We start from the raw sequence: 21296 nt of genomic DNA, 5'->3' as shown, positions 1-21296 counted from the left end.
CAGCTACTCAGAGATAGTTACCTCGTGGATGTCCTCACCCACGGCCCTGAGCTCGGGGCGGTACATATCCTCCACCTGGGTCGGCGGCACCTGATAGCGGCCCGGCGTCACCGCCCGCATCAGGTAGACCAATTGCTGGTTGCTTCCCTCGCTCAGATCCAGCGCCGCCGTGTAGCGGTCATCGCGAAACTCCTGATGCTTGAGATAGTCGTTCCACTCGCTCTGCCACGCCGGTTTCCCCTCGATGGAGAGCTCTTCGAGCTTGATGCTGTTGCCAAGGGCCGGGTTCTCCAGCTCGAAGCCAGCGGGCAGCATCTCCACCAGCAGGGCATCGGGCACCGCCGATTCACTGCTGACGTTGAGCCGCACCACCACCAGATCGCCGACCTTCACCTTGGCGGGATCAAACGGCTGACCATCGCTGTTGAACCAGCTGCGGGTCACGCTTATCCCCTGACTCAACCGGGTAGGAGCCTTCTCGGGGTAACCTACCAGAGTGCGCTGCACATAGAGGGAGCCCTTGCCCTCATTGGTGACGGTACTCGCCGCCAGTGCCTCGGGGGCACCCTGCTGCAACGGGGCCGAACCACTCAGGGATCCACTGCCAAGCGAGGAGCTCATCCTGGCCTGCCAGTCGACGGCCGGATCGAAGCGGGCGAGTCGCAGCAGGGCGAGCCGCTCCTGGGTGCTGAGCCACTGACGGTGAGCCAGGGTATCGGCCACCTTGGCACTGAGAGCGGGCCAGCGATCCGCAGCCAGCTTGTGCTGGCGCAGCAAGGAGAGCTCAAGGGCTTGGTCACGCAGCGGCGAGCCATAATCCCCGAGATAGTCGTCCCCGCGCTCGGTCGCCAATGCCCGGCTGAGGGCCTTGGCGGCGTTCTGCTCATCCCCCATGGCCGAGAGCGCCAGCGAGAGGTGCAAGAGCGGCAAACCTGAGCGGGCGTGATCGGCCTGCTGCTCCCAGATAAGGCGCAGGGTAGCGAGCGGCGCCTTGCCCACCCGAGCCAGCACATAGGCGCTGTAGGCCTGATAGGCCAACCGGCTGTGCTCGGGGGCACTGCTCCAGCGCTCGCCGTACTGGCTGTCGGTGAGATAGCTTTGCAGCCGGTTCAGCGCCTGATTGAGCATGGCCTCCGGCACTATATCGCCTGCCTCCTTGCGCGCCAGCAGGTAGTCGGCGGCATAGGCGGTGAGCCACTGCTCCTCGTCGGAGCGGCCATCCCACAGGCCAAAACCGCCGCTTGGCAGTTGCAACCGCTGCAGCCGCTGCAGCAGGGCGCGTTGCACATCCGCCTCATTCGCCGCTTTCTTGCCCGCTGCCGGTTTGCTCCAGGCGGCCCGCTCATCCGCCGTGGTCAGCAAGTAAGGCCAGGCCCGGGACAGGGTCTGCTCCAGACAGGCGTAGGGGTAGTCAGCCAGCGCCTGCCACTGGGTTGCCGGATCCCAGGGGGGAGTGCCGGAGAGGCTGAGCAGCCCCTGCAGATTGGCGGGATCCAGCCCGGCCAGCTCAGCTGGCGCAAAAGCCATCTCTTGGCCGGGGGCCAGCATCTGATAGCGCTGGCGAGTCTCGGCAGGCCAGGGGGAACGCAGCGGCAAAGTCCAGTCGCGGCTGATGGCAAAATCCTTGCCGCTGGCCGCCAACTGCAGGCTTGCCACGCCGCTCGCTCCGATCACGGTGAGCGGCAGGGTCAGCCACTGCTCCTCGCCATTTTTAAGGAAAAGGGTGCCGGGCAGCTCGCCGTGTGCCTTGAGCCCGCCATTGAGGGTCCAGACAAGGGAGAGGGTCTGATCCTCGCCGCTCATGTTGCGCAGCTGCACCAGCGCCCGGGTCTCATCCCCTCTGGCGCCAAAGCGCGGCCAGCCGATCTCGGCCACCAAGGGCGCTACTACCTTGACGGCGCGCTCGGCCTCCCCGACTTGCTGTTCGTTCCAGGCCAGCGCCATCAGCGCCAACTCGCCGTTGAAGTTGGGTAGATCGAGCGGGATCACCGCCTTGCCCTGCTCGTCAAAACTCACTTCGCCGCTCCACAGTGCGGCTATCTCGACCCGGCTCTCCAGCGCGCCACCCTTTTTCAGCGGCGCCCGATCGCCGCCGTAATTGAGGCGGGCCAGCTTGCCATCCTGCGGCGGGATCACCTGGCCGTAGTTGTCGAACAAATCTTGGGCGAAGCGCTTGCGACCAAAGAAGATCTCGAACGGGTCGAGCGGCTGGTAGTCGCTGATATTGAGCACGCCCCGATCCACTGCGGCCAGCACTACCCGTCCCTGACTGTTGGGGGTGGAGGTGGCGGTCACCTCCAGCCGGGTAAGCGGCACCGCTTTATCCGGCGCGCTCAGGGTGAGCGGCAGACGGCGCGCTTCCCGGTCCAGCGTGAGCGGCACCAGACCGACCGAGCGCAGGCTCTGCCCCTGCTGCTTGCCAGCCGGTTTGGAGGCGCTGTCTGGCGCGGCGATCTGGGCTGAAATGTGCAGATCGTGACGCTGCCATTCGGGGCTGACCGGGATCTCGAACTCGCCGCGGGCATCCTTGGCATCGCCATCGGCCCCCTTGAGCTCGATACGCTGCCACCAGCGCAGGCCGTCGCCATCCTCCACCAGCAACAACCCCTTGCCGGGGCGCGGCGCCACCAGGGTCACTTTGGCCTTGTCACCCGCCTGATAGGCGCGCTTGTCGAGGGTGATGGCAATCTTGTCAGGCCGCGCCTGCTCGCCACCGCCGCCCCAGGCGTAACTGCCGATCTCCACCCGCAGGCTCGATTGATGGCCCTGACTGTTCTCCACCTCCAACCGATACCAGCCCGCCGCCAGTTGCAGCGTGAGCGGGGTCGGCCCCTTGCCATTCAGCTGCAGGGTCTGCTCCTGCTCCAGATAGGGCTGGCTGTTGAACTCGTACTTCCACCCCTCGCCATCGGCATAGTGCCAGTAGTAGTCGCGGTACTCGTTGATGAGGCGCACTTTCACCGTCCCCGCCACCGGTTGGCCCTTGTCATCGAGGTTGAGGATCTGGAAGGGGAGCGGCTTGCCCCCCTCCACCCGATCTGCCACAAAATCGGCCTTGAGCGCCGGCCACTGGCTGTCCACGGGCCAGCCATACTGGGTGCGGCTGCGATTGACGGCGCGGCCACCGGGCTCGGAGAGCGACACCCGATAGGCCACCTCCAGCGGCCCGAGGGCGCGCACATTGTCGAGCTCATCAGCAAGCGAAAAAGTCCCCTGCCCCTGCGCATCGAGGGTGATGTTGAGGGGCTCGAGATCCTTGGCCTGCTCGGCGAGCAGCACGTCCCCGAGGGTGAACTCCTGCCACTGGGTAAAGGGCATGGTGGCGCGGCTTATCTTCACCTCCGCCTTGGCCTTGGTGGCGCTCGCTGGCGCACCGTAGAGATAGTCCCCTTGCAGCGGTAGGCTGAGGGCGGCGTCCAGACTCGTCACTTCGCCATCCGGCCCCTTGCCAAGCTGCAGTTTCAGCCGCTCCGGCAGAAACTCCTCCACCAGAAAAGGCCACTCGAAGCGGCTGCCGGCGGCGGTCTTGAGGTTGATGGTCCAGCGCCCGAGCGGGGCATCATCCGGCAATCGCAGACCGTAGTGGGCGGCGCCCAAATTGTCCGGTAACAGCCGTTTCTGTTCGAGCAGCTGACCGTCCGGCTGTTTCACCTCCAGCTCCACCGCCATGCCCGGCAGCAGCTGGCCATCCTGCCCCTTGAGCAGGATCTCGCTGTCGAGCCGCTCGCCGGGGCGATAAAGGTCGCGCCCGCTGAACAGATACAACTGCTGGGCCTGCCAGGGCTGGGTACCGAGATCGAAGGTGGAGAGATCGAGCGCTGCTCCGTCGAGGCGCAGCACCGCCAGATGGTTGCCCTGCTCGGCCAGCAGCAGGCGGGCCCCCTGCACCTGATCGAAGCGGCGATGACCCTGCGGATCGGTGGTTTGCACCTGCAGCCGGTTGCCCTTCTCGTCGAGCAGAGAGAGTTGCACATCCTTGAGCGGGTCGGCGCTGGCCAGGGAGCTCACGAACACCTCCAGCTGATCGCGATAACGGCGGGCACTGAGCCCCATGTCACTCACCGCGAAATAGGTGGTCTCCTTGCGCCAGTCGTAGTTGCCAAGAGGCGACATCACCGCAAAGTAGACGCCAGCCTCCGCCAGCTGCGGCTCCTTCACATTGATGAGGCGGGTCTCGCGCCGGTTGGCATCGAGTTCCAGGGCGTAGCGGCCGCTGAACACCCGCTTGGCCCGCTTGGTGATCTGCTCGAGCTCCCAGTTGCCCATGCCGGCACCGGGGCGATACTCGGCCAGGAAACGGGGCAGATACTCGGCATCGACCCGGAAGAAGTCGATATTGACCTCGTCCACGTTGACCGCGCTGATGGGCAGGCGCAGCTCGTCGCGCAGCGGCAATACCATGCCGCTGGCGGTAAACGAAGCCCCCGCCTCCAGCGGACGGGTCTTGAGGGTCCAACTCTGGGGGGATGGGCCCAGCCCCGCCTTGAGGCTCACCTCGTAACTTTTATCGGGCTGCACGTTCGGGAAGTAGAGGGTGCGGCCATCATCGGCGAGGATCCACTCCCCCTGCAGCTGCTTGCCTCCTTCATTGACCGATAGCCAGCTCTGCCAATTGGCCTTGGGCGCCAATTGGCCGGAGAAGACCAGCGCCAGCGCCGGGGCATCCCGATATTGGCGGGCATTGGCCTGCACGACTGAACTCGGCGCCCCTGCCTCCTGCTGGGCATCAGTTTGCGCGGTCGGCGTATTGGCGACAGGCTTGTCGGGGCCGCAGCCGCTCAGCAGCAGCGCCGTGAGCCCCGCCAGCAGCAGGGCCGGCCAGCGGCGCCCGGGAGCGGCCGTCTGTTGTGGTGAGGAACAAGAGAAGCGAGGGTGAGAGTCGACGCGGCGCATAAATGTCATCCCTGATTGGCTCGCTGCCAGTGCAGCGCAATAGCCAACAGGATAAGGGATCAGGCTCGCTTGACACAAAACTCATTGCGTTAAAACGCCGGCGGCCCCCCGCCAGATGCAACAGCGCCGACCCAGGGGTCGGCGCTGTTGCATCTGTGGCGGGTTACTCCATCACCGCCATCTGCCAGGTCTTGAAGCCGCCGGAGAGGTTCTTCACCTTGAAGCCGTGCTGGCTCAGCAGGCGACAGGCCACGTGGCCGCGCAAGCCCACCTGGCAGCTGATGAGCAGCTCTTTATCCTTGGGCAGTTCATGAAGGCGATTGCGCAGCTCATCAAGCGGAATGTGCATCGCCCCCGGAATGCGACCCAGCTTGTCGAGCTCGGGGCCATTGCGCACATCCAGCACCAGCTGATGGGGATGACGGGCCTCAACCTCGGCGGCATGACAGAGCAGGGTATCCCCCTTCAAATGGTTGCTGGCCACAAAGCCCACCATGTTGATCACGTCCTTGGCCGACCCGAAGGGCGGTGCATAGGTGAGCTCCAGATCCTGCAGATCGAACACGGTGAGACCGGCGCGCTGGGCCACCGCCAGCACATCGATGCGCTTGTCGACCCCGTCCTTGCCGATGGCCTGGGCGCCATAAATCTTGCCATCGGGGGCAAACAGCAGCTTGAGGCTGACCGGGTGGGCACCAGGGTAGTAACCGGCGTGGCTGCCCGGGTGGACATAGGCCTTCTCGAACGGCAGCCCCAGCTGCAGCAGCCGCTTCTCGTTCAGCCCGGTGCTGGCCACCGCCAGATCGAACAGCTTGCAGATGGCGGTGCCCTGGGTCTTCTTGTAGGTTTCGCTGCGCCCCAACATGTTGTCGGCGGCGATGCGCCCCTGCCGGTTGGCAGGCCCCGCCAGCGGGATCAGCACAGACTCGCCGGTGATGAAGTCGGTCTCCTCCACCGCATCCCCCACCGCATAGATGAAGGGATCTGAGGTGCGCATGGCGGCGTCCACCTTGATGCCGCCGCGGGGCCCCAGCTCCAGCCCCGCCTTGGCGGCGAGCAGGGTCTCTGACTTGACACCGATGGCTAGGATCAGCAGCCCGGTATCGAGCCGGGTGCCATCGCTCAGGGTCAGTCGCAGCCCGCCCCGTTGTTCAGTGGCCACGGCAGCGGTTTTTTCCGCTAGCACATCCAGACTCTCGATGGCGGAGAGGCCGGTGCGCAGGCGCAGGTCGATCCCCTCCTCCCGGATGCGGGCATGGAGCATATTGGCCATCTCCTTATCCACCGGCGCCATCACCTGGTCGGAAAGCTCCAGCAAAGTGACGTCCAGCTTGCGCTGGTGCAGCGCCTCCATCATCTCCAGCCCGATGAAGCCGCCCCCCACTACGGTGACGTGGCGCGGCTGATCGTGCGCCAGCGCCGCCAGAATGCGATCCATGTCGGGAATATTGCGCAGTGTGTACACACCCGGGCTGTCGATACCGGGGAAGGGAGGCCGGATGGGGGCCGCGCCAGGGCTAAGCAGCAGCACGTCGTAGGGTTCGCGCCGCTCTTCACCGGTCAGCAGGTTGCGCACCAGCAGGCTCTTGCCGGCCTTGTCTATCTCGATGACGTCGTGAAAGACCCGCACATCCACGTTGAAGCGGCGTTTGAAGCTTTGGGGGGTCTGCAACAGCAGGGCATCCCGGTTGGGGATGTCACCACCGATGTGATAAGGCAGCCCGCAGTTGGCGAAGCTGACGAACTCGCCCCGCTCGAACATCACAATTTCCGCCTCTTCGCTCAGACGGCGGGCTCTGGCGGCGGCAGACGCGCCCCCCGCTACCCCGCCTACAATCAGGATCCGTTTCATCAGCAAGACTCCAGTCAACGACAAATTGACACTAAATTAGTATCTTCTAATTTAGATTTCAATGAAATTTTGTTTGCACCAATTTTGCAGTATTCTTGCCACCCGACAGTCGTTCAACAGGATGTTATCAGTTCATGTCGTCAACCGCGCTCAGTCATCTCTCTTCTGCCAACCAGACACCGCTGTTCTTTCGTCTGGACGTGCGCAGCCAACGGCTGGTCGCGTTGACCGATGTGATGCAAACCCCGCTCTACTGGCTCGATGAGCCCAGAGGCCCCTGGCCGGCCCAGCTGCCGGATGCACTGCGCCTGCCCATCGAACAGGCCCTCAGCAACGGCCATGGCGGCAAGCTGGTACTGCGCTTTGCCGGCCAGCAGTGGCACATTGCCCTCTCCCACGAACAAGACGCCTTCTGGCTCATCTGCCTGCAGACCCTGCGCCAGGAGCCGGTGGCCGACCTGGCACTGCAACTGCCGCGCCTGAGCCAGATGGCGAGCCAGCAGCAGTTTGCCGCCATGCTGGAGGCCCTCAAGGAGAGCCTGGGGGCCGATCGCCTCATCCTCTGGCACTATCAGGCCAACGGCCCCCTCGGCAGCGAGCAGCTGACCCCGGTCTTTACCCTGGGGGCCGACGAGGTAGCAGCCATTCGCGGCGACAGTCGCTACATCCGCGCCCTGCGCACCCGCAAGTCCCTGAGCTTTTCGGAAGCCGCGCACCAGCCCATGCTGAGTCAGCACTACTATCTGGCCAATGCCGGGGTGAGCTCGCGTCTGGACGGTGCCTTGCTGGAGCAGGAAAAACTCATCGGCGTGCTGAGCCTCGAATACCTCAACGCCACCCCGCTGAGCGAAGAGATGCTGCAACTGGTGCGTCACAGCGCCCAGTTGCTCGGCCACTGGCAACCGGTGCAGGAGCCGGTCCAGCCCGCCGTGCTGACGCTGCCTGCCGAGCTCACCCTGCTGACCGGCATCGCTTACTGCCGCGCCCTGGTGCGCTGGGCCATGAGCGTCAGTGGCGCGCGCATCGGCTGGATCGGCGAGTACCAGCCACGCGGTCAGGATCTCTGGATGATCCCGCGCTGCGTGCTGGAAGGGGAAACCTTCTCGGTGCTCAAGCCCATCCAGATGGACCCGGGCCCGGGCCAGGAGCTGTTCCAGCACGGCCAGGCTGTCTATGTGGAAGACCTGCCCCTGCGCTATCCCCAGGCCAGCCAGCTGCTGGCACTCAATGCCCCCGTTTATGTCGGCATTCCGCTGCACGGCTCGCAGGGCGCCCCCATCGGCCAGCTCACCCTGCTGCTCGACACGCCACTGGCCGACCCCATGCCGCTGCTCGACGCCCTCAGCAGCCAGCACGAGCGGGCCGCCGTCGAGCTGCAACGATTGGCCGCCGACGATGCGCTGCGGCTGGCCGAGGTGGCCTTCAACACCCACGACGGTCTGCTGGTGATGGATCACAAGGGGATCATCCTCAAGGTCAACCGCTCCTTTGGTCGCATCACCGGCTTTGCCGACGATGAGATGATCGGACAGCATATCGTCCTGCTCAGACCCACCTACTATGGCGATCACCTGGCGCAGGATGTGCGCGAGGCGGTGGCGGCCCAGGAATTCTGGATGGGCGAAGAGCGCTGCCTGCACAAGGATGGCCACCTGTTCCCGGTCCGCTTGATGGTGAGCGGGGTGCAGGATGAGCACGGCGAGCTCAGCCACTATGTCTGCAGCTTCTACGACATCACCCAGGAAAAGGAGGCGGCGCGCCACATCGAGCAGCTCGCCTACTACGACGATCTGTGCGGCCTTTACAACCGCCGCAGCCTCAACGACATCATGCAGCGCACCCTGCAGGAGGCCAGCGGCCAGTGGGGCGCCCTGCTGCTGGTGGACCTGGACAACTTCAAGTCGATCAACGACTCCCTCGGCCATGCCTGCGGCGATCTGCTGCTGCAGGCGGTGGTGGAGCGCCTCAAGACCCTGCCCCAGGACAATCTGGTGCTGGCCCGCATCTCGGGGGACGAGTTCGCCCTGCTGTTCAGCGCCCTGGGCCAGGGTTATGTCACCGCCAAGATCCTGGCTGAGCACTTCGCCCGCGAGCTGATGGGGCTGTTTCGCATCCCGTTCGACATCGAAGATCACAAGCTGCACTGCAGCGCCTCGGTGGGGATCAGCCTCTTCTCCAGCGAGGACAAGGATCACCTGGTGCTGATGCAGCAGGCCGACACCGCCACCCACATGGCCAAGCGATCCGGCCAAGGCAACTATGTGTTCTTCAGCGAGGCCATGGCGGAGAAGGAGAAGAGCAAGCTGGCGCTCAACAACCAGCTGCGCGACGCCCTGCGCCACCACGAGCTGCAACTGCACTATCAGCCGCAATACCGGGTCGACAACGGCGCGCTCTCCGGCATAGAGGCGCTGCTGCGCTGGCAGCGCAGCGACGGCAGCATGGTGCCGCCGGCGGAGTTCATCCCCATCGCCGAGGAGACCAGCCTCATCCAGGACATCGGCTACTGGGTGATGAAGACCGCCTGCGCCCAGTACAGCTTCTGGCTCAACCGCGGGCTGGCCATTCCCCATCTGTCGGTCAACGTCAGCGCCCGCCAGTTCCACACCGCAGGCTTCGTGCAGCAGGTGGAATACATATTGCGCGATACCGGGGTGCCCCCCTCCCGCCTGCTGCTGGAGGTGACCGAATCCGTTGTGCTGGAGAACCGGCTGGAGAGCATCGCCAGGATGCGCCAGCTCAAGGAGCTCGGCATCCTGCTCTCCATCGATGATTTCGGCACCGGCTACTCGTCGCTCGCCTATCTGCGTGATCTGCCGGCGGACGAGGTGAAGCTCGACAGAAGCTTCATTCAGACCCTGGTGCACAGCGAGCAGGACAAGGCCATCGTCAAGGCGATCCTGGAACTGGCCAAGGTTTTTCGTTTTACCGTCACCGCCGAAGGGGTGGAGGACGAAGAGCAGCTCGCCATCCTCAAAGCCCTAGGCTGCCAGCATTATCAAGGCTTCCTGACCAGCAGGCCGCTCACCGTCAAAGCCCTCGAGAGCCTGCTGGGTGCCCCGGCTCTGGGCTAAACATGTAGGATTTATAGGGCTTTATGTAATAAAATAACGGCCTGCTCGAATCATTGGAGTCGTCTATGTCTGTCATTAATCGGATCCCTGCTGTCGAAGTCAGCGGCACCGCCGCTGAAACCAGTGTGACCACCGATACATCCGGGGTCATTGGCCGGATCCATTCCGTTGAAACCTGCGGCACCGTCGATGGCCCCGGAATACGCTTCATCGTGTTCATGCAGGGGTGCCTGATGCGCTGCAAGTACTGCCACAACCGCGACACCTGGGACACCCAGGGCGGCCGCGAGGTGACAGTGCCGGAGTTGATGAACGACATCACCAGCTATCGCCACTTCATGAATGCCTCGGGTGGCGGCGTCACCGCCTCCGGTGGCGAAGCCATGCTGCAGCAAAATTTCATCGCCGAACTGTTCGCCGCCTGCAAGGAGAAGGGCATCCACACCTGCCTCGATACCAACGGCTTCGTCCGCCACTACGACGAACAGCTCGACAAGGTGCTCGACAATACCGATCTGGTGCTGCTCGACATCAAGCAGATCAACGACGACAAGCACATTCCGCTGACCCACGTCAGCAACAAGTACACCCTGGAGTTTGCCCGCTACCTGGCCGCCAAGGGCAAGACCATGTGGATCCGCTACGTGGTAGTGCCGACCTGGTCGGACGATGACGAGAGCGCCGAAGGGCTCGGCCAGTTCATCGCCGAGCTGGGAGAGTGCGTCGAGAAGGTGGAGCTGCTGCCCTATCACGAACTCGGCAAGCACAAGTGGGACGTACTGGGCGATACCTATGATCTCACCGGGATCAAGCCCCCCAGCAAGGAGACCATGGACCGCGTCCAGGGCATCCTCGCCAAGTACCACAACAACGTCAAATACTGATAGCTCAGGGGCTGGCCGGGAAAACGCCGGCCCCTTTCACATCGGGCCTCGCCCACCTGCATGCCGTCACCGGACAAGGATCTGCCATGAGTGAAGGACAAGCCGCCGCCCTGCTGCTCTGGGTACTGCTGCTCACATTCAGCCTGCGTGGCACCATGCTGCGCACCCTCCACGACCATCCGCTCTACCAGCACCTCTGCCTTGGCGGCGCCATCGTGCTGGTGCCGCTCTGGACCCTGCGGGCCGGCCTGCACGAGGGACTGGAGGTGCACTTTCTCGGCCTTACCAGCCTCACCCTGCTGCTGGGCTGGCGTCTCGCCCTGCTCGCCCCCTGCCTCACCCTGCTGGTCCTCTCTTACTTCGGGGTCATCCCCCTGGCCGACATCGGCTGGCAGGCCCTCATCGGCGTGGCCCTGCCGGTCGCCACCACCTGGCTGTTGTTTCTGGCCAGCTGGGCCTGGCTGCCGCGCCACCTGTTCGTCTACCTGTTCGTGGTGGCCTTTCTTGGCGGCGCCCTATCCATCTCGGTCAAGGTGGTGGCCAGCGCCCTGCTGATGGGTCTGAGCGACACCTATCCCTGGTACACCATCAGCGCCGACTACCTCTCCATCTGGCCACTGCTGCTCTTCCCCGAAGCCCTGCTCAACGGCATGACCATGACCCTGCTCGCCATCTACCGCCCCCACTGGGTCAACACCTTCTTCGACCGGGAATACCTGGGCCGCTGAAGGACACGCAGCGACAAAAAAGCCCGCAAATTGCGGGCTTTTTTTATGGGCGTTACACGGTGCGGGGGCGCAGGTGGGCATGCCAGCGGGCTTCCCACTTCTTGAACAGCCAGACGATGACGAAGGTCAGCAGCATGTAGAGCAGGCCGGCAGTCAGGAACGCCTCGAACGGGCTGTAGTAGCGGGAGTTGATGATCCGCGCGGCACCGGTCAGATCGACGATGGTGATGATGCCCGCCACCGCCGAGCCCTGCAGCATGAAGATCACCTCGTTGCTATAGGCCGGCAGTGCCCGGCGAAACGAGTTGGGCAAAATGATGCGGGTGAGGGTCTGCCAGCGGGTCATGCCGAAGGCGTTGGCCGCCTCAATCTGCCCCTTGGGCATGTTGAGCACGGCACCACGCACGATTTCGGCGGTGTAGGCCCCGGTGTTCAGGGTGAAGGCCAGCAGGGCGCAGAACCAGGCTTCGGCAAACAGATCCCAGGCGACGCTGTTTTTCAGCCACTCCCACTGGGCGGCGCCGTAGTAGATGATGAACAGCTGCACCAAGAGCGGGGTGCCGCGAAAGAAGTAGATGTAGGCCCAGATCGGCCCCTTGATCAGCCAGTTGCGGCTGTTGCGCAGGATGCCGAGCGGCACCGCCAGCATCAGCCCGAGGATCAGGGAGGCGGCCACCAGCAGTACCGTGGTGTAGAGGCCCTGCCAGTAGGTGGGCCATTCGCTGAGAATGATTGAGAAATCCATGGCTTACCTCGTCTTTATCGCATAGTGACGCTCGGCCCATTTCAGTGCCGAGGTGGAGACCGCAGTGAAGATCAGGAAGATCAGGGCCACCGCCATGTAGAAGGTGAAGGGCAGCTGGGTCGAGCCCGCCGCCAGGGACGCTTTGCGCACCATGTCATCGAGCCCGATGATGGAGACCAGCGCCGTGGTTTTCAGCAAGACCAGCCAGTTGTTGCCAAAGCCCGGCAGGGCGTGGCGCATCATCTGGGGAAACAGGATGCGACGAAACACCTGGGTTGCCCGCATGCCGAAGGCGCGGGCCGCTTCCAGCTCGCCCTTGTCCACCGCCAGGATGGCGCCGCGGAAGGTCTCGGTCATGTAGGCGCCGAAGATGAAACCGATGGTGGCCACCCCGGCCGCAAACGGGCTGATGTCGATGTAATCGGGCAGCAGGGAGACCCACTCCTGGTTGGGGTTGCTCGCCAGCAGGTAGTTGTTGTAGGTCTCGTTGACCCAGGTACAGAGGTTGTTGATGAGCACCTGACCGCCGAAAAACAGCAGCATCATCAGCACCAGATCGGGAATGCCGCGGATTACTGTGGTGTAGGCGGTGGCAAAGCCGCGGGCCCACTTGTAGGGGGAGAGCTTGGCCAGCGCCCCCAGCATGCCGAGCACCAGCGCCAGCAGCAGGGAGGCCAGCGCCACCTCCAGGGTGACCCAGGCCCCCTCCAGCAGGGAGGTTTCGTATCCTTTCAAATCAAACATATGCAGTTCCATCGCAACTAAGCGGGCCCATCACTCCCTGGCGAGAGACGACGGGCCCGATGACTACAGACGAGGGTCAACCTGTCGCTATTGTGCGTGTCACGCCCTGGCTCCTGCCCCTGGCAGCTAGCCTTGGGAGTTACTCGCCGTAGACGTCGAAGTCGAAGTACTTGTCGTTGATCGCCTTGTACTTGCCGTTGGCACGCAGCGCCAGGATGGCGGCGTTGAATTTCTCTTTCAGATCCTTGTCGGCCTTGCGCACCGCGATGCCGGCGCCTTCACCAAACCACTTGGGATCGGTCAGTTTCGGGCCCACGAACTCGAACGCATCGCCGCCCTCTTTCTTGAGCAGACCGTCGCTGATGGCGGCGGAGTCGGCCAGTACGTAGTCGACGCGGCCGGATTTCAGGTCGAGATAGGCCTCATCGGCGGTGCCGTAGCGCTTGATGGTGGCGTTGGGGAAGTTGTCAGTAATAAAGGTGTCCATGGAGGTGGCACGCTGCACGGCCACTGTCTTGCCATCCATGAAGGCCTTCTCCAGTTTCACGTCAGTGCCTTTCTTGGCGGCGAAGCGGGCCGGAATGTGCTGGTACTTCTGGGTGAAGTCCACCTTCTTTTTGCGCTCTTCGGTGATGTCCATGGTGGCGATGATGGCGTCATATTTGCGCGACAGCAGCGCCGGAATGATGCCGTCCCAGTCCTGCTTGACCAGGGTGCACTTCACCTTCATCTCCTCGCACAGGGCGTTGGCGATGTCGATGTCAAAGCCTTTCACCTCGCCGCTCGGCTCGGTCCAGGAGAAGGGGGGGTAGGCACCTTCGACACCGATCCGCACCTCTTTCCACTCCTTGGCCATCAGGCTGCCGGAGGACAGGGCAGTAACCATGGCAGTCGCCAGCATCAGCTTGTTCATGTATCTCTCCTTGATAAAGTCATCGACTGTTGCAATTGCAGATTGTTGGGCTCAGCTCCGGCCATCAATAGATGGAGGAGATGAATTGCTTGAACCGTTCGGACTTGGGATGGGCGAAGATCTCCTTGGGATTGCCCTCCTCCTCCACGCGGCCCTGATGCAAAAACATTACCTTGTTCGACACATCGCGGGCAAACGACATCTCATGGGTCACCACCAGCATGGTGCGCCCCTCTTCGGCCAGCTCGCGCATCAGGCCGAGTACTTCGCCCACCAGCTCGGGGTCGAGCGCCGAGGTGGGTTCATCAAACAGCATCACCTCGGGTTCCACCGCCAGCGCCCGGGCGATGGCCGCCCGCTGCTGCTGGCCGCCGGAGAGGTGACCCGGGTAGTAGTCGCGCCGCTCCCACAATCCAACCCGGTTGAGCAGGTGTTCCGCCTTGGCAATGGCCTCGGCGCGGGGCACCTTGAGTACCTGGATCGGCACCTCGATGATGTTCTGCATGATGGTCATGTGCGACCAGAGGTTGAAGCTTTGAAACACCATGGCCAGCCGGCTGCGAATGCGCTCCACCTGCCGCATGTCTTCCGGCAGGCGTTCACCGGTGCGGTTGGTTTTCATGCGAATAAGCTCGCCATGGAGGGAAACCGTGCCGGAAGAGGGTGTTTCCAGCAGATTGATACAGCGAAGAAAGGTCGACTTCCCCGAGCCGGAGGAGCCGATAAGGGAGATCACATCCCCCTTGTGGGCGGTCATATCGATGCCCTTGAGCACTTCGTGGGTGCCGAAATACTTGTGCAGATCACGAACTTCCAGTGCGGCAACGTCGCTCATCCATTACAACCTTGTCTGTCCCTAGACGCCGCAGGGGCGTGACTCACGCCATCGCTTATTTAACAAAAAGTTAACCGATGGCAACCTTCAGCGAAAATATCACTCGGATAGTCAAAAAACAATACAGAACCGAGGTCTTTGGTGTTTTGTCTGTATTTTTATTGGCCAAACAGGTATTTTTCAGCACTTTGTCTGCATAAAATGCTAATCACCCCGGTTCGGTGACACCGCCTTTTTATACCCGCAGCGCACTACTGGCAAGAAAATTCCGCCCATCATGCCATAAGGCAGCTGGAGTGGCTTTATTCACCCTACCCGCCCTCGCATCCCATTGAAAAATCGCCGACTCGCGCCGTTTTGGGGTTGCACCAGGGTGGGTAGATGCCCAGAAACGGGGCCTCGTTTCATACCAGAAACATAACAAATCGATAAAAAAGTTCCGGATGAGGCAGGCAAACACACAAATATGTGACACAGGGCCAATAAGTGATGATAAGGTGTCATTTTTGTCAGTTTTTGTGATCGAGGCCCCGATGTTGCTCAATGTGTTGCTGATCCTGCTGCCGCTTGTGATCGGCTATCTGGTACCCCTCTCCTCCGCCCGTTTGATCAAGCTGGTCAATCAATCGTTGGGCAAGATGGTCTATCTCATCTTGTTCCTGATGGGGCTGGGGCTCGCCTACGTGGAGAACCTGGGCAGCAACCTGGCGGTGATCTTCAAGGTGGCCGGCGTCATGCTTGCCGCCATTACCCTGTGCAATCTGCTGGCCCTCTGGTGGCTGGACCGGCGCTCCCCCCCTACGCATGAAACCAGCGACGGCCAGATGCCGAGCAAGCTGCACCTGTTGTGGGAGTCGCTGCAGCTCTGCTTCGTGGTGCTGGGCGGCGTCTTGCTGGGGCTGCTGATGGACCTGCGCGCCCTGCCCATCGACAAGTGGAGCGAGTGGGCCCTGATGCTGCTGCTGTTTCTCATCGGGGTGCAGATGCGCAACTCCGGCATGCGGCTGCGCCAGATCCTGCTCAACCCCTGGGGCATGAAGATCGCCGCCACCGTCATCGTCAGCAGCTGGCTAGGCAGCCTGCTGGCCGCCCAGTTGCTCGGCATGCCGCTGGCCCACGGCCTGGCCCTCAGCTCCAGCTTCGGCTGGTATTCGCTCTCCGGCATCCTGGTGGCCGACAAGCTGGGGCCGGTGCTGGGCTCTGCCGCCTTCATCAACGATCTGGGGCGCGAGCTCATCGCCATCCTGATCATTCCGGTGCTGATGCGCCGTCACCCCTCCGCCGCCATCGGTTATGGCGGCGCCACCGCGCTCGACTTCACCCTGCCGGTGATCCAGAAATCCGGCGGCATCCAGGTGGTGCCGGTGGCCATCGTCTCCGGCTTTATCCTGAGCCTGCTCGGCCCCATCCTGATCCTGGGCTTCCTGGCCATCTGATCTCGACCCGCTGACTGGCCCACGGTCAACAACAAGCCCGGCACTGCTGCCGGGCTTGTTGTTTAAAAGAGGGGTGGCCTGACATCACAGATTCCCCATTAACTCCGATATTCAGCTGCGCCAGCGGCCGCCGCTCATCACCCGCTCGATGGTGAGCGTGTCGGGGTCGATCAGCAGCAGATCCGCATCCTGCCCCACCGCCAGCGTGCCCTTGGCCGCCAACCCCAACGCCCTGGCCGGATTGGCCGTCACCACCGCCAGCGCCACCTCCAGCGCGATCCCCTTGCTGCACGCTTCCACCAGCGCCTGCCACAAGCTGCCTATCTGGCCGCAGCGCAGCTCGATGAGACGCCCCTCGCCGTCGAAGCGCGGCAGGCTGGCGTTAGCGTCCGAGCTGAAGCTGATACGATCGGCAGGCACCCCGGCCGCCAGCAGCGCCACCAGGGCGTCGGCCGCCAGCAACTCACCATCGTCCAGCAGGTCCGGGAAGCTCGAGGTGGTGAGATCGACCCAGCCGCCGGCCTGGCCCCACTCGATGGCCTCGGCAAACAGCCAGGGATTGCGGTTGCAGTGGGTGGGGTAGAGCTGGCGCAGCGGGATGTCGGTGCCATCGCGCAAAGCCCGCAGCGGTGCCAGCGCCCCACGCCCGTCCCCCAGATGAAAGAAGCTCACCCCGTTCTTGCCGGCAAGCAGCCCGGCCACCCGCGCCTCGCTCACCAGACGGGCCAGCTCGTCGTGGGTCGGCGCGCTGGACCTGTGATCGCTGATGGCCACCTCCCCCACCCCCAGCACCTCGGGGATGAGCATGATGTCGGACTCCACCGTGCCGGTGAGGGTCTTGACCGGCAGATGGTAGGAGCCGGTATACATGAAGGCGCTCACCCCGGCGGCGCGAAACTCGCGCACCTTGCCGAGCACCTGGGCCGGGCTGCGCGTCAAGCTGTCGGTACCAAGTGCCGCCACCAGGGTAGTGACCCCGGCGCTCAACGCCTCCCTTGCCGAGAGCTCCGGCGTGCGAAAACCAAAGCCCCCCTCGCCGCCACCGCCGGTGATGTGGGCCAGCGGATCCACCAGTCCGGGCACCAGATAGCGGCCGCGAGCGTCCACCCGCGTCAGCGGCCAGTCGGCGGGGACAGACAATCCCTGCCCGAGCCAGGCGATGCGGCCATCGGCCACCAGCAGATCCTGGCGGCCAAGCGGGGTCGGACCATAGAGTTCGGCCCCTTCGATCAGGGTCAACATGCGGCATGCTCCTCGTGATGTTGATGTGCGCCGTCAAGCGGCAGCCATGCTGCACTCTACCCAGCCGACGGTCAGGGAGGGAAGCACTTCCTCACGGCCAGGCGGCCGTTTTCATAGGCAAGGGCCGCCGGATCCGCTAGGCTCAGCGGCAATCCCTTTGGCTGGTTCCCCCCTTCATGAACTATCTGGCTCATCTGCATCTGGCAGCCCATACCCACAGCTCCCTTACCGGCAACCTGCTGGGGGATTTCGTCAAGGGTGCCCTGCCCACTGGTCTCGCCGCACCGTTTGACGAGGGGATCTGGCTGCACCGCAAGATAGACGCCTTCACCGATGGCCACCCCGAGCACAGGGCGGCGGTGGCCTGCTTCGAGGCCCCCTGGCGCCGCTTTGGCGGGATCCTGGTGGACATGCTCTACGACCACTGGCTCAGCCTGCACTGGCCGCAGTTTCATGACGAGGCCCTGCCCCGCTTCCTGCAGCAGAGTTACCGGCGCCTGCTGGCAGATGCACACCAGCTGCCGGAGGGGCTACCCCTGCCCCTCAAGCGGATGGCGGAGCAGGACTGGATCGCCTCCTATCAGCGCAAAGAGGGGCTGGCGCAGGCCCTCAACGGCATAGGTCGCCGGCTGCGCCGCCCGCAGCCTCTGGGAGAAGCGCTCACGACCCTGGACGCGGCCCGCTGGCAGCAGTGCGAAGAGGGCTTTCTGCGCTTCTACCCCCAGCTGATGCAGTTCAGCGTGCAGCAGCTGGTCCACTATCGTGGCGGGGATGAACGGCCGCAACCATGAGTACCCCGCGAAATGACGGCAAACACACTCTCTTTCGCTCCCTGTATTTCACGGGAGCGTATCTCCGGTTGAGCTGGGGTCAGGAATATTTGCTTGGCAATGACCCTTGATGGAGAAGATTTCATTCATCGAATATATATTTTCATATATCGCTCTGGCTGCAAAAAAATCAACACCAATGAAGTCTCCACATAAATGGTGCCACACCAGTTCTGACTGACATTATTTTCATATAAAAACGCCTGTCGAATGCCTCTGCTATTATCCATGACCTCCAGAATAATAAAAAAGTCATTGACTAGCCAGCATTAATTATTACCCTCACGGTAATGGATATGCTTAATTTAAAACCCGCTGACATATTCATTGCGAGAATAATATTCTCGATATCTGTCAATTGTAAGATTTTACAATAGCGATTAAAACCTGGAGAATTATGATAATGGAGATCAGGCATTCAACATTATGGATGGCCGTCAGTGCCATGCTTCCATTGATGGCGCATGCAGCCACCCCGCTGGATATAGATGCTCGCTGGAAACAGGAAGCCGTCATTACCCACCCGGATCATGCGCGCTACCCAAATACGGCAGCGGCAATTCAACAACAGCGCAAAAATATTTTTGACTGGCGCACCCAACACCTGCAAGTTGGCATGTCTTCGATAAGCGGAGAAGATGAGCTGATGACCAGCCCATTCTATATCTGCGAAATAGAATCGCTCTACAATATTCCGGGTGGCGCAGCCATCACCTCGGATATCATGGGCCCGGGTAATCAGCTCCCTCCTGCCACAAGCTGCACCAGGCGGGTAGCCAGAACCATCGCAGATAAAATACCCGACATGGACCCAAATAGCGGTTGGGAGCTCCTCAAATTCAATCTTGGCTACAAGATGCAGCATTATGCCAATGCGAAGTCCGCCTGGTCTGCCGATGGGGATGATGCATTCTCGACCAACCAATACCCCTACCTCATTCTCTACAACCGGATGACGGCAAAACTGCGGGTGATGGGATATTTCCCCGGTTACACCATAGGCACCGGCGTTGCGGTGACGCTCTCCACCACTGGCAAATCCAAGCTCTTTGACAGCAACCAGAGCGCGGATGCCCGATTCTACTCCAGCAGCAAGACCGGCTTTGGCGCCATCAATAACGCGCAGGATGGTGGCTGGGGGGTGACCGACTTCCAGGTGAATCTGGATCCCTGTTCCGCCGGTTCAGATGAGATTGACTTGAACATCAAGATCAGTCCAAAAGCGATCGCCAATGTTGAACTGTATGGGCATGCCACCGGTATCTCGCAGAATATCACCGACGAGGGTATCGGCGATCCGGCGGCCTATCTGATGGACGTCTCGGGTAGCTTGAGCGACAACCTGGAACAGGCCGGCAATTATACCGTCAGCAATCTCTCCGACCTGCAGAATGTCTTCGGCGGCATCAACGACTCCGCCACTTCCAATGCCGTGGCCAGCGATGCCTTGGGTGCCGCAGGCGACTTTCTGGGCGGCATGATGGAGCTGGCCCCGGGGGGAAGCAGTGTAACGGCAGGCTTCAAGGCACTGGCCGGCACCCTGTCTGGCGTGGGATCCATCTTCGGAACACAGGCGGCGGCCGTGCCCGGCTACAGCCCAATCATTCCACAAATCTCCTTCTCGGAGGTGTATTTGCGGGGTGAAACGACCTCCTCAGATCCTGGCATCACGGTCAAACTGAAAATGCCGGGCAGTTTGTCCACCGCCTGGCAAGATTTTGGCGAAAATGGTGCCAGTGATATCTCGTTCCCGCTCTATGATGAGCCCATGGGCTTGTTCACCCTGTTGACCACCCCGAAGGTCCGTGTCGACAAGACCTATAGTGATCGCTCCAGCTCCCAGGGATACAAGCTGGTCACCACCTTCATCCCCTCCAACGTCGTGCTGGCAAGCAATGCCAAGTCGGGCTTGACCATGAGTGGCTGGAACACGACCGAGAATACCGGCGTCAATCTCACCGGGAGATTGAAGATCAAATATCTGGTCAGTGCTGATGTCACCCCGCAGTTCACCAACCTTCACGATATAGATGGCAATAATGACAGCTTCTCCTATGCCGCTATGTCTACCAATGGCAGCAGTTCCAAGCTGTATACGGTAGTCACCGATGATGTGCCCTTGATGTATTTGTACGACCGCTTGAACAGCAAGCGCCCGAGCATTTCATTCCAGGGGGGAAAAGGGGTTGTGGATAGCATCTCCCTGATCGTCACGGCGAAGAATAATTCCGCCACCCTCCATGACAACATATTGAATAAAGACATTGCCATGGTGAATAAAACGGACGCCGAGGGGAAATTCGTTCCCTATTATTTGACCATGAAAGAGTATCCCGCCACCTTGAGTTATACCAAGGACACGCTGGATCCGGATAGCGATGCCAAGCGCCTGATCAATTCAGGACAACTGAGCAATGTGACGCTGACTCCCAAGCAAGGTCTTGATATTCGTCTCGGTGCACCATCAAGTCAGGTCACCATAAAGAACTATTGCGCGGCAGAAGGGGAATATAACAAGCCCCATGAGGTCAGAAGCGATGGCACCTATGCCATCTATGCCGATGAAGACATGGCCTATTATACCTATGATCCCAAACAAATCAGTCAGTCTCAAAACAGCAACCTGACTCTCGGCGCCGATGGTGCTTACAATCCTGCCATGACCTGGGGATTTCTCTCATTCAACCTGGGTGAATATGTTGCCAAATATGGCAACAGAAAACCGAGCTCGGTTTCGTTGAGAATTGAGCAGTACGATCCCGGCACCGTATATATTTCCAGTTACTGGAGTTACTACTTCTTCAGCGCCAACGCCTCAACCTGGGCGATGCGACAAAACAGCTGGAAAGAGAGCCGGCCCAAGTTCAGCGATCAAATCACCTACTCCAGTGAACAGGTGGCCTGGATTGATGTCACTGACTTGTTCAATGCCGCCCTGGACAGGGCAAAAACGGGGAGTGGCGATACCTATGAACAGCCAAGATTGAGCTTCGCGCTCGATCCCGGTTATGCCAGTTACTACGATAAATATGTCTATACCTCGGAGGCAACCCCGGCCAAAGCGCCCCAGCTGACCATTCATTTCTAAGCCAACGGCAAGCGTAGCCAAGGCCACTTTGG

13 protein-coding genes are annotated in these 21296 nt (G+C 61.7%); 6 read left to right on the top strand and 7 right to left on the bottom strand.

Annotation, left to right across the window (positions count from 1 at the left end):
• Positions 1-3 precede the first annotated feature (3 nt).
• On the bottom strand, positions 4-4971 hold the full coding sequence (locus I6L38_RS05525) for an alpha-2-macroglobulin (protein ID WP_216989268.1): 4968 nt from the start codon (positions 4969-4971) through the stop codon (positions 4-6).
• Between the two features lie 85 nt (positions 4972-5056).
• On the bottom strand, positions 5057-6745 hold the full coding sequence (locus I6L38_RS05520) for an FAD-dependent oxidoreductase (RefSeq protein ID WP_216989267.1): 1689 nt from the start codon (positions 6743-6745) through the stop codon (positions 5057-5059).
• Between the two features lie 134 nt (positions 6746-6879).
• Here I6L38_RS05520 and I6L38_RS05515 point away from each other — a divergent pair, with 134 nt between their 5' ends.
• From I6L38_RS05515 to I6L38_RS05505, 3 genes are all read left to right on the top strand, one after another.
• The gene (locus I6L38_RS05515; protein ID WP_216989266.1) at positions 6880-9819 is read left to right on the top strand and encodes an EAL domain-containing protein; all 2940 of its coding nucleotides are present in this window, start codon (positions 6880-6882) and stop codon (positions 9817-9819) included.
• A 65-nt stretch (positions 9820-9884) separates the two neighbouring features.
• Positions 9885-10703 (top strand): pyruvate formate lyase 1-activating protein, encoded by an 819-nt coding sequence (pflA, locus tag I6L38_RS05510; RefSeq protein ID WP_216989265.1) that lies wholly within the window; start codon positions 9885-9887, stop codon positions 10701-10703.
• An 86-nt stretch (positions 10704-10789) separates the two neighbouring features.
• Entirely contained in the window at positions 10790-11431 is a 642-nt protein-coding gene (locus I6L38_RS05505; protein ID WP_216989264.1) for an energy-coupling factor ABC transporter permease, read from the top strand.
• A 52-nt stretch (positions 11432-11483) separates the two neighbouring features.
• Here I6L38_RS05505 and I6L38_RS05500 read toward each other — a convergent pair whose 3' ends face one another.
• The 4 genes from I6L38_RS05500 to I6L38_RS05485 form a co-directional block, all read right to left on the bottom strand.
• Positions 11484-12176 carry an ABC transporter permease gene (locus tag I6L38_RS05500; RefSeq protein ID WP_005299639.1) on the bottom strand — a complete coding sequence of 231 codons (693 nt, stop codon included), beginning with the start codon at positions 12174-12176 and terminating at the stop codon, positions 11484-11486.
• 3 nt (positions 12177-12179) lie between these two features.
• Positions 12180-12920, bottom strand: a complete 741-nt coding sequence (locus I6L38_RS05495; RefSeq protein WP_005299635.1) for an ABC transporter permease — start codon at positions 12918-12920, stop codon at positions 12180-12182.
• 139 nt (positions 12921-13059) lie between these two features.
• Entirely contained in the window at positions 13060-13833 is a 774-nt protein-coding gene (locus I6L38_RS05490; protein WP_005299633.1) for an ABC transporter substrate-binding protein, read from the bottom strand.
• Between the two features lie 64 nt (positions 13834-13897).
• Entirely contained in the window at positions 13898-14668 is a 771-nt protein-coding gene (locus I6L38_RS05485) for an ABC transporter ATP-binding protein (protein WP_005299631.1), read from the bottom strand.
• A 533-nt stretch (positions 14669-15201) separates the two neighbouring features.
• Between I6L38_RS05485 and I6L38_RS05480 the strand changes: the two genes are divergently transcribed.
• Positions 15202-16104 (top strand): lysine exporter LysO family protein, encoded by a 903-nt coding sequence (locus I6L38_RS05480; RefSeq protein ID WP_216989263.1) that lies wholly within the window; start codon positions 15202-15204, stop codon positions 16102-16104.
• Positions 16105-16215: 111 nt separating this feature from the next.
• Here I6L38_RS05480 and iadA read toward each other — a convergent pair whose 3' ends face one another.
• Positions 16216-17346: a beta-aspartyl-peptidase gene (gene iadA / locus I6L38_RS05475; protein WP_216989262.1), complete on the bottom strand. Its 1131-nt coding sequence runs from the start codon at positions 17344-17346 to the stop codon at positions 16216-16218.
• Between the two features lie 176 nt (positions 17347-17522).
• On the opposite strand from iadA, the gene I6L38_RS05470 reads away from it, so the two are divergent.
• Positions 17523-18137 carry an ACP phosphodiesterase gene (locus tag I6L38_RS05470; RefSeq protein ID WP_216989261.1) on the top strand — a complete coding sequence of 205 codons (615 nt, stop codon included), beginning with the start codon at positions 17523-17525 and terminating at the stop codon, positions 18135-18137.
• Between the two features lie 844 nt (positions 18138-18981).
• Positions 18982-21264: a hypothetical protein gene (locus I6L38_RS05465; protein ID WP_216989572.1), complete on the top strand. Its 2283-nt coding sequence runs from the start codon at positions 18982-18984 to the stop codon at positions 21262-21264.
• Positions 21265-21296 lie beyond the last annotated feature (32 nt).

The organism is Aeromonas sp. FDAARGOS 1408, from assembly GCF_019048665.1.
In the GTDB taxonomy this organism is placed as follows: Bacteria; Pseudomonadota; Gammaproteobacteria; order Enterobacterales; family Aeromonadaceae; genus Aeromonas; species Aeromonas dhakensis.
This window is presented reverse-complemented; position numbering and strand designations above follow the sequence as displayed.

Coding starts and splice junctions, on each gene's coding strand:
- I6L38_RS05520 (WP_216989267.1), bottom strand. CDS start 6,745: ATGAAACGGATCCTGATTGTAGGCGGGGTAGCGGGGGGCGCGTCTGCC.
- I6L38_RS05485 (WP_005299631.1), bottom strand. CDS start 14,668: ATGAGCGACGTTGCCGCACTGGAAGTTCGTGATCTGCACAAGTATTTC.
- I6L38_RS05495 (WP_005299635.1), bottom strand. CDS start 12,920: ATGTTTGATTTGAAAGGATACGAAACCTCCCTGCTGGAGGGGGCCTGG.
- I6L38_RS05500 (WP_005299639.1), bottom strand. CDS start 12,176: ATGGATTTCTCAATCATTCTCAGCGAATGGCCCACCTACTGGCAGGGC.
- I6L38_RS05465 (WP_216989572.1), top strand. CDS start 18,982: ATGGACCCAAATAGCGGTTGGGAGCTCCTCAAATTCAATCTTGGCTAC.
- I6L38_RS05490 (WP_005299633.1), bottom strand. CDS start 13,833: ATGAACAAGCTGATGCTGGCGACTGCCATGGTTACTGCCCTGTCCTCC.
- I6L38_RS05505 (WP_216989264.1), top strand. CDS start 10,790: ATGAGTGAAGGACAAGCCGCCGCCCTGCTGCTCTGGGTACTGCTGCTC.
- I6L38_RS05470 (WP_216989261.1), top strand. CDS start 17,523: ATGAACTATCTGGCTCATCTGCATCTGGCAGCCCATACCCACAGCTCC.
- pflA (WP_216989265.1), top strand. CDS start 9,885: ATGTCTGTCATTAATCGGATCCCTGCTGTCGAAGTCAGCGGCACCGCC.
- I6L38_RS05480 (WP_216989263.1), top strand. CDS start 15,202: ATGTTGCTCAATGTGTTGCTGATCCTGCTGCCGCTTGTGATCGGCTAT.
- iadA (WP_216989262.1), bottom strand. CDS start 17,346: ATGTTGACCCTGATCGAAGGGGCCGAACTCTATGGTCCGACCCCGCTT.
- I6L38_RS05515 (WP_216989266.1), top strand. CDS start 6,880: ATGTCGTCAACCGCGCTCAGTCATCTCTCTTCTGCCAACCAGACACCG.